This window comes from Paenibacillus sp. 8b26 (genome assembly GCF_050626875.1).
GTDB lineage: Bacteria > Bacillota > Bacilli > Paenibacillales > Paenibacillaceae > Paenibacillus.
Genome location: NZ_CP192445.1, coordinates 1,932,181 through 1,949,722, shown reverse-complemented (window position 1 = coordinate 1,949,722; position 17,542 = coordinate 1,932,181). Strand labels below are relative to the sequence as shown.

Genomic DNA, 17,542 nt, shown 5'->3' with positions numbered 1-17,542 from the left:
TAGGCATGATGTAGAAGCTTTATGATGCTAAAAAGGACTACCCTGGGGGTAGCCCTTTTTAAGTATGCCTTTTTGTGACAAGAGATGTTTGAAATTAACATACCCGCTCGAGGGCAGAGGCTTTTACGCTGGTAAGCGTATTATTACTTCAAAAGGTCACTGTTCTGGTTGTGGGCAATATCGTCCATGAAGAAAGCCGAGCAGTGTTTTCACAACATTTTGTATACCCCTACCCCGTATAGGTATGTTAATATGGGTGTGTAAGAATAAATTCCCACTTCAAAGGAGAGATCATCATGAAAATCGCAATCATGCTTTTCGATGGAATCACAGCATTAGATGCAATTGGTCCATACGATGTATTTGCTGCTACACTGAAATGTGAAGTGAAGTTTGTCGCTAAGAAAAAAGGGTTAATCAAACTGGACTCAAATATGGGTTATTTGCATGCCGATTACAGTTTTTCTGAAGTTACTTCAGCTGACATTCTTGTTGTTCCAGGTTGCAGTCCGCCAAATTATAAAACTCCAATGAATGACGAAGAAACGTTAAACTGGATTCGCCAAATACATGAAACTACGAAATGGACCACGTCGGTTTGTAACGGCTCTCTGATTTTGAGCGCCGCAGGCTTGTTAAATGGAACCGTAGCCACCAGTCATTGGGGATCGTTAGACCTGCTCCAATCTCTTGGAGCCATTCCAACAGATGAGAGAGTGGTTCGTCAGGGCAAAATCATTACAGCAGCCGGTGTCTCCTCTGGTATTGATATGGCACTCCAGCTAATAGCATGGGAATTGGGAGAAGATATGAGTAAAGGAGTCCAACTGATTTTGGAATACGATCCTCAGCCTCCGTTTGACACGGGTTCACCAAAGAAAGCGCCTACTTTATTGGTAGAACAAATAAGAGGTATGTTACAAGAGTTTGCAAAACGGGAGCCTAATGTGTAAATCAAGAATAAAAAGACCTCTTTCCGGTATTAGCTTGGCTTAATAGGTTTGTAATTTTATTTACAAGGGTCCCTATTTCAACTAATATAGTTTACACATAGTAAAGGGTTACATAGTGTAAATGGTTGAAGGGGGTTACAAACATGAGCAGCTTCATTTCGGACATCCTATTTTCGTTATCTTCTCCTCATTCTGATCATGACATTAGGTTTGATGAATTACGAAACAGTGTATGCTCTTTTTGTGGAACGAAAATACGGTTTTGATGCCACTAAAATCTCAATGATCATTACGGTTGGTGCAATTATAGGCATCGTTGTGCAGATATGGTTACTTGATTATCTCATCAAGAGATTTGGTGAGATGAAGCTTATACGTCTCTCTTTGATCATGACAGCCATCGCTTTACTGTTAATGATCATTAAGATCAATTTAGGTTATCTGCTGGCGGTATCGGCTCTGTTTTTTGCTTTTAATGCCTTCCTAAGGCCAACCGTAAGTACAATGATCGCGAACTCAGCTGGTGATCGTCAAGGATATGCCGCTGGATTGAATACGACGTATACCAGCCTAGGTAATATATTGGGGCCCATTTTAGCGGGTTTGTTGTTTGACAAACACATTCATATTCCTTATATTTTTGGTGCCCTTATCCTTGCATCTGCCCTTTTCTTAACCTTACAAAAATCGAAAAATGAGAAACGGATGGTTGTTAATGACTGAGAACTGGCATCAGAATTTGAAAAACAAAAATCGGGAAGAACTCATTGCGGCTGCCAAGGAACTTTTTATGAAGCAAAGCTTTCTCAAAGTTAATATGAAGGATGTATGCAACGTGGCTGGTGTAAGTCGAGTCACATTCTATAAGCACTTTCAGTCCATGAACGAACTGATCTTTGAGGTTCAGATGGAAATCCTTGAGAGCATGACCAAATTTGTTAGAAGGGCACCTTCAGCTGAAATGAGCGGTAAGGAGATGCTTACTTCGATGCTTGATGCATGGATTGATTACGCTTGGCAACATCCAGAATACATCAAGTTTATTCTTTTATTCGATCTGCATTACGAAGCTTATGATTCAAACCAAGAACTCAAAGACCAGTACAAAAATTTTGTTAGCCGGGAAAAGGAACGACATTTCCTGATGGATGCTCTGGAAGCTGGATTCCAAGATGGATCATTAAAGTCCGACACGGAGCCCTTGAAGACCGCTCATTTTATCTTCACGTCTATGATGGGTATACTCCAGAAAATGAGTCTGACGTCCAAGGACGAACGGAACAATGAACTTGAGGATATACAAATTGCTAACCGATTTGTGGGGATGTTGATCCAGTATTTAAGTCCAGAAAGTGATAAATCCCCTGCCTTTTAGGTAGGAGTCGTCTGCCGTATTCCAAAGGATTTTAGATCGTCCGATGGTGTGAAATAGAATAACATGGCTTAGTCTGTTAAACTGTGAAAATAGAGCGGTTTCAGGTACGTTGCCGTGTTAGCCTTATCTATTTTGTGGAGGTGCTGCGGGGATGAACGGAAGTCTGTTTGAGCCACGGCTACGTGACGGGGATTATAGTCCCCGTTTTTTTGCTTACTATTACAAGCAATGGCATGACTATACCATGTCTTACCACGATCATCATTCTACCGAAATTATGTACATGATTTCCGGCTTTTGCAGGGTAGATGTACAAATGGGAGGGAATGTGGAAGAAAGCATCACGCTTCGTAAAGGCGAGTTTATTATGCTGGACGCAGGTGTACCGCATCGACTTGTGGTGGAAGGAGAACAACCTTGCCGGATGCTGAATGTAGAGTTTGGTTTTACAGAAGGGGTGAGGGTAGGACCGTCTATCCGACAAATCGCAACGGAGGAGCAGGAGGTCACGACTCTCATGTCACGTCCGTTCCCGTATCTGGTACTATCGGACCCGGAAGAGGTATATTATGCGCTGAAAAGTCTCGTGCTGGAGCTGGACCAACGAAAAGAACAGCCGGGCGCAATGGCAGAGATGCTTTTTATGCAACTGTTGGTGCGAATTGCGCGTCTGCGGGAAGAGGCAGAGCACAGCAACACGCAGCAAACGGATATGTACATTAAACGCTGCCTTGAATTTCTCCATCTGAACTATGACCAGGAAATTGTGGTCAAGGATATGGCAGCCGCCGTGAATCTTCACCCAGGGTATTTGCACCGTATTTTCAAGAAACATATGGGACAAACACTCACCGCTTATTTGACCATGCTGCGAATGGACAAGGCCCGAATGCTGCTTCAGCAAACGGACATTCCCATTCAGGAAATTGCCGATTACGTAGGTGTGGGCAGCAGGCAGTATTTTCATATGCTGTTCAAAAAGCACACGGGCAAGACACCAGTCGAATACCGCTCTGCTGTGGAACGCCATGTATGGAACTATGCGGAGGAGGAAGGGGACTGAATATATAGAAGCCTCTGAACCATTGCCGATTTAGGTCGGTATGACTCAGAGGGCGTGTATTTTGAAGCATTATAACATGTGTCCGGGCTTCTTGAGAGCTAAAGTTGGGTCATTTCCCAAGCCACATATTTTCCATCTGTTCAAGTGATCTCCCCTTGGTTTCGGGAACCTTGCGCCATAAAAAGACTACGACGAACAACGAGATGGCTCCGAATAACCAGAAGGTATTGGACGGGCCGGCTGAACTCAGCAGAGGAGGGAATGCCTGCGATACCAGATAATCGCCGGCCCACAATGCCATCGAAGCGATGGCTACCGCTTTGCCGCGAATGCGGTTCGGAAAGATCTCCGAGATCATAACCCATACGATCGGCCCAAGCGATATAGCATAGGAGGCCACGTAGATCAATATCATGATGAGCACAAGCGGTCCGGTGGTCAAACCCATTTTGAATGCGGCTCCAATAATGGCCAAACAGAGGGTCATCAACGAGGTGCCAATGATCAGCAGGACTTTTCGTCCCGCTTTGTCGATCAGCCATACGGATACGATGGTGAACAACACATTGATCAACCCGATCCAAATGGTCTGGGTCAAAGAAGCGTCCGTACCGAGTCCCATTCCTTTAAAGATAACCGGCGCGTAGTACAAAATGGCATTGATGCCGGTAATATGCTGCATAATGGCGAGCATGACACCGATAAAGAGAGCGACCCGAATACCGGGAGCGAACAATTGCTTCAATGAGTCGTTCTCATTTTTGAATGATTCCTTGATATCAAGCACTTCCTGCTTAGCAGCTTCTTCACCGTGAATTTTCAGCAAAATCGGTAACGCTTCATAAGGCCGATTCTGTTTAATAAGCCATCTCGGGCTTTCGGGTATGAAGAGCATCAAGAGCATAAAGATCAGTCCCGGAACGGCTCCCACTCCGAACATCCAGCGCCAGGCCGTTGAGACACCCCAGGCTTTATCCCCCAGGCTGACGATCCACGAATTCTGAAAATAAACCAGGAAAATACCTGTTACAATAGCCAGCTGATTTAAAGCAACCAAACGTCCTCGGTATTTGGCGGGAGCGATCTCCGCGTTGTACACCGGACAAACGGTGGAAGTGATGCCTATGCCAATGCCGCCGATCATGCGAAAGATAACATACCCGGTGAACGTGTCTTGAAGCGCAGAGCAGATCGAGCCGACGACGAATAAAAATCCGGCGGCCAGTAATACCTTTTTTCTGCCGATCCTTTCACTCATGTAGCCGGAGAGAGCCGCTCCCGTGATACTCCCTACAATCAGACTCGACACCGCCCAACCAACCTGAAATTCGCTCAGCGAAAAACGCTGCTGTAGGAATTCAACTGCTCCCGAAACTACCGCGATATCAAAACCGAACAGTATGCCTCCGAGCGCAGCTACGATGGATACCAACGTCACAAAAAGCATATTGGGTTTTTCTGATTGAAGCGCTTTCTGTTGAGCGCTTTCATTATTAATGATTACTCCCATATGATCATCTCCCCTCCAGATTCCTAGAACCTCATTCCGTTCTTCGAGGAGAAGTATAACATGCGCTTATAAAAGAAAGGCCGGTTATCGTCTTCAATAAACGGACCTTTTCATGCACGATTTTGGCTTCGATTCCCGAATCGGAGATGGAGGGGCTGAACCTAGCATTACCTTGTCATTCGAGCTTAAAAAAATCCATGCCGATAGTCGGCATAGATGAATCTCTACTATTTTTGACCTTTAAACTCAGTGGGAGGAACGCCCGTTATCTTCTTAAAGACGCGGCTAAAATAGTTCGGGTCCTTATAACCCACTTCAAAGCTGATTTCCTTAAGAGTAAGGTTGCCGGCCTTAATCAGAGAGATGGCTTTATCAATCCGCAGCCGGGTTACGAAGTCGATGAATGTTTCTCCGTATTCCTGTTTGAAAATTTTGCTGAAGTAGTGAGGATTCAAATGGACAAAATCAGCCACTTCTTCCAGCGAAAGATCATCGTTGAACCGTTCCTCGATATACATTTTCGCTCTACCCAGCATAGTCAGTGTTTGGACCTCCCGCTGTTCGCGTATCCGTTGCAGTGCTGACATGACGTACGTCTGCTGAAGCATTCCATTCTCCGCTTTGATTGCAAGAAAAGAAGCGTTTCCAGCCTCTAATGACTTCAGTTCGTCAAAGTGGCAGTAACCTCCATCGCGCTTGCGTAGGGTGGAGGCAAAAACGGCTTCGAAATAGGACTTGCGAAGTCCTTCCTCGCCGCTATGCAGCGATCCGATTCCAATGGCCGTCTTTATACCAAGTTGCTGCTGGGCAAGCTCGGAGAGCTGCTGAACAAGGTGTTTAACCAACTGCCGCCAGTCGTTTTCGCCGGTGACAGGCGGCTTGCGTAAAAAAGTGGCTACATGATGGTCGATCAAGGAGCTTACAATGGAATTCGGGCCATGCGTTTTTACATAGCTTCGGAAATGATCGTAAATTTTCTTTTTATTCTGCTCGTCCGTATATCCGTCAAAGGCGGCAATGATGGCGCTTCCCTGATCAAGAGGAAAGTCCAGCCATTCCGATAGCTGGGAAGCGCTCGAATCCACTGTCTGGTCGACCATAAGCATTAAAGCCAGCTCATTTTCTGCGAGCGGCATCAGCTGTGAGATTTTGTGCCTAAGCTCCAATTCTTCCGTACGTGCCCGCTTCTCGCACTCAATTTCTTCAATTAGTCGTTTCAGTGTACCGATGATCAGTTCTCGCTTCGCCGGCTTCAGAATATATTCTTTTACGCCCAAAGAGAGCGCCTCCCGGGCATAGGCAAAATAATCATAGGCAGTGACGAGCACGAATCGGGTATCGGGAAGCCGCTCCTTTAATTCACGAAGCGCTGCAAGCCCGTCGATTCCAGGCATATTGATATCCAGGATGGCAATATGGGGACGGTGCTCTTCCGCACATTCAATCGCCATGCGGCCGTTGCCGGCATGAATAAACCGGAATATCCCCGGCATCGCCCGTTCCACTGTCAATTCCAGTCCTTCCCTCTCCAAAGCCTCGTCATCCGCGATCAACAACCGATACATCAGTCTGCTCACTCTCCTTCTTGACTGGAATTCGTATTGTTATAGTAGTACCTCGTCCGGTACTGCTACTGATTTCAACCATTCCTTCTTTTCCGTAGAACAACTGCAGCCGCCTAAACACATTTTGCATTCCAAGTCCTGTTGAACTGCCGCTTTCGACTTCGCCTTTAAGACGGAGCACGGACAGTCGGGTTTCCTCCGTCATACCCTTTCCATTGTCCGAAATTTCAATTTGTACATCCTCGTTCGCTCGCGACAGCGTCAACGCGATAATGGCTCCGTTTTCCATATCTTCCACACCATGAAGAAAAGCGTTTTCAATAAATGGCTGGATCGTCAGGGCCGGGATTTGCTGCTGAAGTACGGAAGCGTCAAAGTGAAGCTCAAAGCGAATTCTGTCCCTGAAGCGCGCCTGCTGGATGGTTACGTATTCGCGGATATGATCCAGTTCCTCCTGGAGAGTTACGGGCTTGTCCAGCTTCTGCAGGCTGTACCGTAGCAGATTGGACAGCGAAACGATCAGGTCGCTGGTTTTCTCCGCCCCTTCCAGGATCGCCAGCTTGGAGAGCACATTTAAGGTATTGAATAAAAAGTGCGGGTTAATTTGATTTTGCAGAGCCAGAAGCTCCAGTTCCTTCACAAGCCGCCGCATTTCCAGACTCTGTTTATCCTTCTCGATGAGGATGCTCAAATCGGCGGACATTTGCGAAATGGCGTCCGACAGTACGCCTAGCTCGTCATCCCGTCGCGGTTGGGGCTCGATATTCAGATCGCCTGTGGCGATTCGCTTCGCCAGTCCGACAAGTCTGCCGACAGGGCCAGTAATGCTGCGCGAGACCCAGACTGCAAGCAAAATCCCCATCAGCGCGTTCATGCTGAACAACGCCACTCCCCATCCGTTCATTTGCTCATTCTTGTTCCGGATGTTCTCGATGATCGGCCGGTAATAAACCAGTTCTGCATCGATCAGTCGCTGTCCCTCCTCGTGGATATAGCTGACGGTTTTCTCCGCTTCAATATAATGTTCAAAAGCCGATTGGGGATCTTGTGCATTTGCGTCCAGAACTGCGGCTTGTTTCTGTTCAAGAAATGTGGACAACAGATTCACGTAGTCCTCCTCGGCGAAAGAAGGGTCGGTCGAGTCGGAAACTTCCTGAATTCTGCCTTTCAACAGCTTCAATTGGCGTTCTGTCGGGCCCTGCACAGCCTTATCGTCTCTCGGATTAAGCAGATAGGCGTATAGGAGCTTTAAGTTGCTCTCCGCCGATTCGGAGGTTTGCTCGATGAGCAGAATTCGGCCAAGCATTTCATCGTAGCTCTGTTGTACGACCTTTCCGCTTTGGAATACAAAATAAGCGATGATATTGGCGAACACAACTAGGAGGGGGATGAACAGAAGCAGCTTCGTTCTGATCGTCATCGTCCGTCATCTCCGGGCATGTTGTCGAGAGTGTCCGCATGCATCTCATATATCCTGGTGTATGTTAATTCCTGTGGGGCATTCCCCTTTAGATAATCATTCAGCAATTTTATGGACTTAGCCCCCATTTCCTCTGGCTGTTGAACAATGGTCAGTTCGATTTTGCAATCTCTGATGGCTTCCAACGTCTCGGCCATATCGTCAAAAGCGAAAATCTGCAAACTCCGCGCTCCGAGCCGCTCCGAGGCTTCCAGAATGCCAAGGCCGTCCAGCGCACTGAATCCGACCATATAGCGGATCTGCGGATACCGGGTGAGCATGTTCTGAGCTTGCTGTGCTGCCTGAAGCCGTGAAATATTTGAGGAGCGAATCTCCACAATGCGGAGCTTGGGATAGCGACCGATCACGGAACGAAATCCAGCAAGCCTGAGTCGCTGATTCTCGACGCGCTCGCTACTGATCATAACTCCAATGTCGCCACGCTCTCCAGAGGCTTTCGCTAACAGCGCGCCCATCCGTTTTCCTGCTCCTTCGTTATCCGTTCCCACGTAAGCTAGTCTACGGGAGTCTGGTTCATCCGTATCGATCGTGATGACGGGTATGCCAAGTCCGGCTGCTTTGTCGATTAATCTGCGATACTCTGGATCATTTATCCCTTGAACCAGAATTGCATCCGCCTTACTGGCGATCGCTTTATCCAGCAGTTTGACCTGCTCGGACGGATTAATGCGGTCCGGCCCGATATAATCGAGCTGCATACCGTACTGTTCCGCTTCCTTTCGAGCTCCTTGTTCGATTGACCGCCAGTAATAATTATCCAACTCCTGTGATATCAGTACGACTTTTGTATCGGAAACCCCGTCTTTTGGAGAAACCGTCTTCAATAACTCTGCAAATTGGTGAATTTGAAAAGAAGACAGAGTGAACTGAAAGAGCAGCCAGGCAAATAGCAGGAAGACTGGGATAAGGATAAATGTCCATTTACGGTTTGACATGTCTTGCTCCTTTGGAAATATTTAGAGACTCAACTCATTATACAGCAACAAAAGAAGCGTAGGCAGCTATCGTCAACTTGTTTTGCCTTTTACAACCCTGAATCCTTATATCACAATCTCAGAAGCAGTACTGAATATGCCTGAGAAAATTATAATTCTAAATCATAGAATGAACGCACTATTAGCTATTTGTGAGTATATAGAACGGGGAGTCATTTGCACAAGAGGTTAGAAGTCCATACCGCCCCAATTCTAATTATATCAATTCCTGAACATTCCCAATTGCTGAAATAAGCCTTTTAATGACGACCCGCTTTTATGAAAAAAACGGGGAATCCGCCGTTAAAATATAACAAGACAAAGAGACAAGGTGAAAACTTGAAAAAGGTAAGCAGCATCTGCTAACGCGAAGGTTAGGATTTTTGACACCTATACGCGAATCAGGTCATGATTTTGATAACGCTTCCCTCTGGCAAGTTGCTACAATGACGGTATACCACAATTCTAGCACTGGAGGTTGAATGCCGTGTCATTTAAAGTGGCTTTTATTGGAGCCGGGAGCATCGGTTTTACACGTGGAATTTTGCGAGATCTGTTGACGGTGCCGGAATTTAACGATATTGAAGTGGCTTTTACGGACATTAATCAGCACAATCTGGATATGGTCACTGAGCTGTGCCAGCGGGATATTCGGGAGAACGGTTTGTCTATTCAAATACAGTCCTCCACGGACCGAAAAGTGGCTTTGAAGGATGCCAAATACGTCATTTGTACCATCCGGGTTGGCGGGCTGGAGGGCTTTGCAACCGATGTAGATATTCCGCTGAAATATGGCGTGGATCAATGCGTGGGCGATACACTGTGTGCAGGAGGGATTATGTACGGTCAGCGTGGTATTGCTGAAATGCTGGACATCTGCAAGGATATCCGCGAGCTAAGCGCACCGGATGTGCTACTGCTGAACTACTCGAATCCGATGGCGATGATCACTTGGGCCTGCAACAAGTACAGCGGCGTACGTACGATTGGGCTGTGTCACGGTGTACAGCATGGACATCACCAAATTGCCGAGGTATACGGCTTGGAGAAGCAGGATGTGGACATTGTGTGTGCCGGAATCAATCACCAGACGTGGTACATTCAGGCTTCACATGAAGGCAAGGATCTGACAGCCGGACTGCTGGAGGCTTTTGAAAAACACCCTGAATTTAGCCGCACCGAAAAGGTACGCATCGATATGCTTCGCCGTTTTGGCTATTACAGCACTGAATCGAACGGGCATCTAAGTGAGTATGTTCCCTGGTATCGGAAGCGTCCGGATGAGATTCTCGACTGGATTGATCTGGGAAGCTGGATCAATGGAGAAACGGGAGGCTATCTGCGTGTATGTACGGAAGGACGTAACTGGTTTGAAACAGATTTTCCAAACTGGATGAAGGAAGATCCACTGGAGTACAAGGCAGAGAAACGCGGTGAAGAGCATGGCTCTTACATTATTGAAGGACTGGAAACAGGACGTGTATACCGGGGGCATTTTAATGTCGTCAACAACGGAGTGATTTCCAATCTGCCGGATGATGCGATTATTGAGGCGCCCGGATATGTAGATCGTAACGGCATTTCCATGCCTCATGTGGGTGAACTGCCGCTCGGTCCTGCGGCTGTCTGCAATGTTAGCATTTCCGTGCAGCGTTTGGCAGTTGAAGCTGCCGTGCATGGGGACGACAAGCTGTTGCGGCAGGCGTTCATGATGGATCCGCTGGTGGGTGCGGTATGCAATCCGAAGGAAATCTGGCAAATGGTCGATGAAATGCTGGTAGCGCAGGAGGCATGGTTGCCGCAATATGGAGCAGCGATTGTCGAGGCGCGCGAACGTCTGTCTGCTGGCAACCTGATCCCGACTCGCGATTACGAGGGAGCGGCGCGGATCAAGGTCAAGACGGTCGAGGAAATGCAGTTGGACCGGGATGCCGCGAACAAAAATGCTGGTGAGTCGGACAAAGGCAAGGACCGTGAAAAGGTGCAAACTGGCGAAGCCTAAACGCCCAGAGCATTTTTCAATAGTCGTAGTGGTAGAAAGGGTATTTTCAGTGCCGTGATGGCCTGGAAATGCCCTTTTTTTGATATGAACGCTAGGCATAGCCGCCCCTCACATTTCATACCTACAGGTTTATGGTTGTCGATTCTGGTCGACGGAAATTAAAGAATACAGCCTTGTTATTACAAATCTCTCCCTCCCATGTCGATGCCCCAATTCGCCCAAAGGGCTTGCCACAGGGCGGATACTCCTTTAAATGAAGGAACCGGTTCCTGAAAAATATAGCGGTAAAAAAGACCGACAGAGTGGCAATTTATAGCCTAACTAATAATTTAATTCTTGATTTATTCAATTTACAGCGGATTTCCAGCTCTCTATAATCTAACATAGGAGGTGACAAGAAGGGGAAGATGTGAGCGCGCGGAAAAATAGAAAGCGCTTACCTTGGACAGCTATGAACGCCGCTTTTTTTGGAGAAAAAGGGCGTAACTCACACATAATCATGTAACAATCAGGTGCCGACATAGGAAGATTCAACAAAATCTACGGAAAGATAGGTGAAGCAATTGAAAACCAAGCAAGTGCTTCGTAAAGGCATGAAGTATGCTTTTGCGCTATCACTCGTCGCAAGCAGCTTTCTACCAGGTGCAGGATTTACGGATAAAATACATGCAGAATCCCATGTGGACAATCCTTATCAAGGGGCGACAAAATACGTTAGTCCTGATTATGCGGCTAGTGTCGACACATCGATTGCCAAGATTACTGATGCCAATCTGAAAGCTAAAATGCAAACCGTCAAAACGTTCCCGACAGCCGTATGGCTTGATCGCATCGCTGCCATTAACGGCGGTGGAGGCAAGCTTGGCCTGGAGGCGCATTTGGATCAAGTATTGGCGCAAAAGAAAGGCAGCACACCGATTACGGCTGAGTTCATTGTTTATGATCTGCCCGGACGGGATTGCCATGCCTTGGCCTCCAACGGTGAGCTGCCGCTGACCCAAGCGGGTCTGGAAACGTACAAAAAGGATTATGTCGATAAAATTGCTGCTATTTTTGCCAATCCCAAATATAAGGATATTCGCATCGTAGCGATCATTGAACCAGACAGTTTGCCAAACCTCGTGACCAATTTGGATACTCCTCAGTGTGCGCAAGCCAAATCTACAGGAATTTATGAAGCTGGCGTTAAGTACACAATGAATAAGCTGAACGAGATTCCGAATGTGTACAAATACGTGGATATCGGTCACTCTGGCTGGTTAGGTTGGGATAACAATCGTTCAGCAACGGTATCCCTGTTTACAACTATCTTCAAAGATACTAGCAAAGGTCTGTCCAGCGTGGACGGCTTTATCTCGAATACAGCCAATACTTCACCGCTGACAGAACCTAACTTGCCTAATCCAGATTTGAATATCGGTGGACAACCGATCAAATCTTCCAAATACTACGAATGGAATCCTAATTTCGATGAATCTGATTTCGCAGAGGCATTGCATAGAGACTTTGTGAGTGCAGGCTGGCCGAGCTCACTCGGTATGTTAATTGATACGGGTCGTAACGGATGGGGAGGACCTAACCGTCCGACTGCCGCTGTCGGCAGTGATATTAACTCCTATGTGAACTCAGGCCGTGTAGACAAACGCTCGCATCGCGGTAACTGGTGTAATAACAGCGGAGCAGGTATGGGTACGCCGCCGCAAACAGCTCCAGCTTCCCATGTCGATGCTTATGTATGGGCGAAACCTCCGGGTGATTCCGATGGTTCCAGCTCGCTCATTCCGAACGATGAGGGTAAAGGCTTTGACCGATACTGTGATCCTACCTATACAACCAAAGATGGCACATTAACAGATGCTTTACCGAATGCACCTATTTCAGGAGCTTGGTTCCATGATCAGTTTGTTATGCTTGTGCAAAATGCATATCCAGCGATTGTCCCTTCATCTGGTGGCGGCACAACTCCTACACCAGCCGCTCCGGCAGTACCAGCGGGCTTAAAGGCGACAGCGGGTAATGCGGAAGTGAAGCTGACCTGGAATGCGTCCACTGGGGCCGACAGCTACACGGTAAAACGTGCAACCAGCGAAGCAGGTCCTTTTACAGCCATTGCGCCTCTTGTTACTGAGAAAGAGTACACAGATAAGGGGCTGACCAACGGAACAACTTATTTCTATGTTGTAAGTGCTACGAATACGAAAGGAACAAGCAAGGATTCCACTGCGGTAAGCGCTGAACCAAAAGGTACACCGACAGATCCAACGGACCCTACAGATCCTACAGAACCAGCGGGTGATCTGGTTGTAATGTATCGGGCCGGGGACACCGATCCAGCTAATAACGCAGTCAAGCCTTTCTTAAATCTGAAAAATAAAGGTACAACACCCGTGAAGCTGAGTGAGCTGAAAGTCCGGTATTATTTCACGAAAGATGGCAGCCAGGAGCTGCAATCCGCAGTAGACTATGCACAAGTAGGCAATGATAATGTGCTGCGTACCATTACAGACAAGTATATTGAAATTGGTTTCAATGCTGCTGCCGGCACGCTTGCTGCTGGAGCGCAAACAGGTGATATTCAGATCCGCATCAACAACAGCGACTGGTCTAACCTGGACGAATCCAATGATTACTCCTTTGATCCTACCAAAACCTCTTATACAGAATGGAATAAAGTAACGTTGTTCCATAACGATAAGCTGGTGTGGGGAATCGAGCCTTAAACAGGATAGAATGCGCTTGAATAATTTGGCAACGTTGAATGATAAGCTACGGCAAAATCTGCCGTAGCTTTCTTCATTTTATGGAAGATTACAGAAGCTCCATGTTTCCCTCTACTGAGAAAAGGGAGGGAATATTCATTTAAATTGAGTATAATGAAAAAAAAGAATGCTGTTCTACTGTGGAGGATCATCATGAGCAAAAAGTTAATTTTAGATGTAGATACTGGCATTGACGATGCGCTTGCCATTGCGTACGCGGTCCATTCGCCGGAATTGGAGCTACTTGGCATCACAACTACCTTTGGCAACATCGCGGTTGAAGAAGCGACACGCAACTCGCTGATCTTGTTGGAAAAGCTCGGTGCAGACGCTCCGGTCGTGTCCGGCGCTCACAAGCCGTATGCCCGTGAGCTGTTCAAGCCGTATTCCCGCCATATTCATGGTGAAGACGGCATTGGCAACCAGTTGCAGGGCTTGCCTTCCCGACAGGCTGCATCTGGTGATGCTGCTGATTTTATCATCGAACAGGCTCGTCACTATGAAGGCAAGCTTACCCTTGTTGCGGTGGGACCACTGACGAACCTTGCGATTGCACTGGATCGCTGTCCCGAACTGCCGCAATTGCTTGACCGTCTGATCATTATGGGCGGCGCAGTCACGGTAAAAGGCAATGTAACCCCGACCGCTGAAGCGAATATATATGCCGATCCTGAAGCCGCCGCTAATGTGTTGGGAGCAGGTTTCCCGCTTACGCTGGTTGGGCTGGACGTGACTATGCAGACGCTGCTTCCTCAACATGAGGTGGACAAATGGCGTGAGCAAGGGACTGAACTGGGGAGGTTTATGGCAGATATGACGGACTTCTATATGGAAGCCTATCGTAATTTCAGACCCGGTATCGCGGGCTGTGCTTTGCATGATCCGTTGGCCGTAGGGCTAGCGATTGATTCCAGCTTTGTGGAGACGCGCCCGATGCACATTGCCGTCGACGTGGGGAATTCCGCCGAGGTTGGTCGTACCCGTGGAGTAACGGACAAGGATCAAGCTTATTCGCAGACAAGTATTGACGTGGCACTTGAAGTGGATGCGGAGCGGTTTTTGCGTCATTTTCTGAGCCGGGTGGTATAAAAAATAATTCAAAAGATTGCCGATGGATCTGCATCGGCAATCTTTTGTGCATGCATGTTAGACTGCGCCCTCATAAACCACAAAGGAGGAGATTTATTGTGTTTTCTGCTGCTCAACGACTGCCTTTGCTGGAACACATGTACAATCATGCCCCGACAGGGATAGCCATTTTTTCGAGGGACGGAAAATGTCTGTACGTCAATCCCGCCCTTTGCCACATGGTCGGATACAAGCAGGAGGAACTGCTGAAAACCCGATATTATCATTTGTTGTATAAAGGAGACAAAGATCGACAAGCGTTGCGGGACGCCTATACGGGCTGGCTGAAAGCTACGGATCAAGTGTACAAGGCAGAGCTTCGTTTAAGACATCAGCGGGGGACATCCGTCTGGTTATCGCTGGAATTAACGATATTTGATGACCCGGCTACGGGTCAAACGTATCTGATTGCCTACGCGATGGACATCACAGAGAAAAAAGACATGCAGCAGGTACTCTCGGATAATGAGGACTTGTACATGCTGATTACAGAAAATACGCCAGATGTGATCTCGTTCAGCACGCCGGACGGCAACCTTCAATATGTTTCTCCTTCGGTAGAGAAGCTTCTTGGTTACACCAGGCAGGAAATGCTCGGCAAAAAACGGCTCGAATTTTATCATGCAGAAGATGCCGATCATATGCGCGTACATGGAATCTTCCAGGAAACAGGTATTATGAAGCGGCGTGTGCGTCACAAGGACGGACATTATTTGTGGCTGGAAGTGTCATACCGCATTATTCGGGATGAGGAAGGTCAGATCAAGCGGGTTCTGTCTATTGGTCGCAACATCACGGAGCGCCAGAAGAGTGAGGATAATCTTGCAAAAGCCCAGCGACTGGCGATGTTTGGCTCATGGGACTGGGATTTGGTTAACGACGTTTTGCATTTTTCCAAGGAATTCCGCACCATTTTCGGCTTTAGCGTAAAGCCGGTCGAGACAAGTATTGATTCTTTTCTGGATGCTATTCATCCAGAGGATAAAGAGCGAATGATCGAGATTATTACGAACGTCATTTTAAAAGGGATTCATCAAGAAACCTTTTATCGGATTGTACTGCCTAATGGTGAACAGAAAGTGCTGCGTTCGACCTGGGAAGCAGAAATGGACGAGCGAGGACAGCCGATTCAAATTGTCGGTATGATACAGGATGTCACGGAACATCAAAAGATGGAGCAGCGTCTTCGTGAAAGCGAGAACCGTTATAAATCCCTGTTCCAGCATAACCCGCTCGGCATATGCGCCATGAATATGGAAGGCCAAATCCTGAGTGTAAATCCCAGTCTGGAGGAGCTTACCGGTTATACGAGGGAAGAACTGCTCGGGGCTGGAGTTATTGCGATGGCTTCTTCCGAGGAACAGGACAAGATTAGGCATCATATGGAGCTGGCCAAACAGGGAGAAACGCAAACCTATGAATCAGAGTTCATACATAAGGATGGGGAGCGCCTGTTTATCAAGGTAACCAATATCCCGATTTTTGTACATGAGCAAATTGTCGGCTGCTATGGCATCGTTGAAAATGTCACCCCGCTCAAAAGCTACATCGCCCAAATCGAAAAGCTCAGCAACGAGCATTCACTCATTCTGAACGCGGTATCTGAAGGCATTGTGGGCTTGAGCACCGAGGGGCATGCCCGTTTTATGAATCCGGCGGCGGTCGAAATGTTTGGAGTGGGATCGGAAAATCCGCTAAGCGGGACACGTACGGACATGATCCGCCATGTCGATGAGATAAGCAGCCATTATCCGGATGAGCAGCCATCCATTCTTCAGGCGATCCGCAGTGGCGCTTCTTATCAGGCTGAGGAAGCCGTATTTTGGAAAAAAGACGGGTCCAGCTTCCTCGTCTCTTATCGGATCAGTCCCCTGGTGGATAATGGGGAGCGTAAAGGGGCCGTAATGGTTTTTGTAGATATGACGAATGAAAAGGAAATCATCCGGGCCAAAGAATCTGCCGAGCGGGCCGACCGGGCCAAGTCAGAATTTCTTTCTGTGATGAGTCATGAGCTTCGTACACCGATGAACGGAATTATCGGGATGGCCGGGTTGCTCGCAGACACTGAATTGGATGAGGAACAGCGGAGTTATATCGATATTATTACCAATAGCAGCAGTGCTTTAATGCAGATATTGAATGAAATACTGGATTTAAGCAAAATTGAGGCTGGAAAAATGGCGTTGCTGCACGAGCCTTTTGAACTTGAGGATATGATGGGCAATGTGGCCGACCTATTTCTCAAGCAGGCTATGGAAAAAGACATTGAGCTGGAGTGGCACGTGGATCAGGAATTGCCGGGGGTCCTTGTCGGTGACCATGTGCGTATCCGGCAGGTGCTGGTGAATTTGGTGAGCAATGCAATCAAATTTACGGAGCGAGGGCGTGTAAACATCTTTGCCGAGAGCAAGGCTTACAGCAGCCGTAAAAAGAAATGCTTGATTGAGTTCAGTGTAACCGATACCGGCATCGGTATTCCCGCAGATCGCCAGCATCTGTTATTCCAGCCTTTTTCCCAGCTTCATCCGGCATTGAATCGGAAATATGGAGGCACAGGTCTGGGGCTATCCATCTGCAAAAACCTGATCAGTCTGATGGGCGGTTCCATTGGTGTGGATAGTGACGAGGCCAGAGGAGCCACGTTCCGGTTTCAGCTAGATCTTATGCTACCGGAAGGGGAAGCACCTGCGAATATAAGCCGTGACGAGCCTTACGAATCGACGGAGTGCTAAA

At 47.5% G+C, this 17,542-nt stretch carries 12 protein-coding genes; 8 read left to right on the top strand and 4 right to left on the bottom strand.

All coding sequences use genetic code 11. The features are described from left to right. Window positions 1-296 precede the first annotated feature (296 nt). From ACQ4MX_RS08805 to ACQ4MX_RS08790, 4 genes are all read left to right on the top strand, one after another. Window positions 297-953, top strand: a complete 657-nt coding sequence (locus tag ACQ4MX_RS08805) for a DJ-1/PfpI family protein (protein WP_431090167.1) — start codon at window positions 297-299, stop codon at window positions 951-953. A gap of 189 nt (window positions 954-1,142) precedes the next feature. Then, on the top strand, window positions 1,143-1,676 hold the full coding sequence (locus ACQ4MX_RS08800; protein ID WP_431091283.1) for an MFS transporter: 534 nt from the start codon (window positions 1,143-1,145) through the stop codon (window positions 1,674-1,676). Then, window positions 1,669-2,328: a TetR/AcrR family transcriptional regulator gene (locus ACQ4MX_RS08795; RefSeq protein WP_431090166.1), complete on the top strand. Its 660-nt coding sequence runs from the start codon at window positions 1,669-1,671 to the stop codon at window positions 2,326-2,328. Before ACQ4MX_RS08800 ends, ACQ4MX_RS08795 begins: the two co-directional genes overlap by 8 nt. 151 nt (window positions 2,329-2,479) lie before the next feature. Further along, window positions 2,480-3,391, top strand: coding sequence for a helix-turn-helix domain-containing protein (locus tag ACQ4MX_RS08790; RefSeq protein WP_431090165.1), 912 nt, complete (start codon window positions 2,480-2,482; stop codon window positions 3,389-3,391). Window positions 3,392-3,500: 109 nt separating this feature from the next. On the opposite strand, the gene ACQ4MX_RS08785 is transcribed toward ACQ4MX_RS08790, so the two are convergent. The 4 genes from ACQ4MX_RS08785 to ACQ4MX_RS08770 form a co-directional block, all read right to left on the bottom strand. After that, window positions 3,501-4,901 (bottom strand): sugar porter family MFS transporter, encoded by a 1,401-nt coding sequence (locus ACQ4MX_RS08785; protein ID WP_250243554.1) that lies wholly within the window; start codon window positions 4,899-4,901, stop codon window positions 3,501-3,503. 227 nt (window positions 4,902-5,128) lie between these two features. Further along, a complete protein-coding gene (locus ACQ4MX_RS08780) occupies window positions 5,129-6,466 on the bottom strand; it encodes a response regulator transcription factor (RefSeq protein WP_431090164.1) in 1,338 nt (445 codons plus the stop codon). Beyond that, window positions 6,441-7,886: a sensor histidine kinase gene (locus ACQ4MX_RS08775; RefSeq protein ID WP_431090163.1), complete on the bottom strand. Its 1,446-nt coding sequence runs from the start codon at window positions 7,884-7,886 to the stop codon at window positions 6,441-6,443. The genes ACQ4MX_RS08780 and ACQ4MX_RS08775 overlap by 26 nt, the downstream gene beginning before the upstream one ends. Further along, a complete protein-coding gene (locus ACQ4MX_RS08770; protein ID WP_431090161.1) occupies window positions 7,883-8,881 on the bottom strand; it encodes a sugar-binding protein in 999 nt (332 codons plus the stop codon). Before ACQ4MX_RS08770 ends, ACQ4MX_RS08775 begins: the two co-directional genes overlap by 4 nt. 526 nt (window positions 8,882-9,407) lie before the next feature. Here ACQ4MX_RS08770 and ACQ4MX_RS08765 point away from each other — a divergent pair. From ACQ4MX_RS08765 to ACQ4MX_RS08750, 4 genes are all read left to right on the top strand, one after another. Continuing rightward, window positions 9,408-10,922, top strand: a complete 1,515-nt coding sequence (locus tag ACQ4MX_RS08765) for an alpha-glucosidase/alpha-galactosidase (RefSeq protein WP_431090159.1) — start codon at window positions 9,408-9,410, stop codon at window positions 10,920-10,922. 554 nt (window positions 10,923-11,476) lie between these two features. Further along, complete coding sequence (locus ACQ4MX_RS08760) at window positions 11,477-13,642, top strand: glycoside hydrolase family 6 protein (protein WP_431090158.1); 2,166 nt, start codon at window positions 11,477-11,479, stop codon at window positions 13,640-13,642. A gap of 192 nt (window positions 13,643-13,834) precedes the next feature. Further along, window positions 13,835-14,770: a nucleoside hydrolase gene (locus tag ACQ4MX_RS08755; protein ID WP_431090156.1), complete on the top strand. Its 936-nt coding sequence runs from the start codon at window positions 13,835-13,837 to the stop codon at window positions 14,768-14,770. Window positions 14,771-14,868: 98 nt separating this feature from the next. Further along, the gene (locus ACQ4MX_RS08750; protein ID WP_431090155.1) at window positions 14,869-17,541 is read left to right on the top strand and encodes a PAS domain S-box protein; all 2,673 of its coding nucleotides are present in this window, start codon (window positions 14,869-14,871) and stop codon (window positions 17,539-17,541) included. Window position 17,542: the final 1 nt, after the last annotated feature.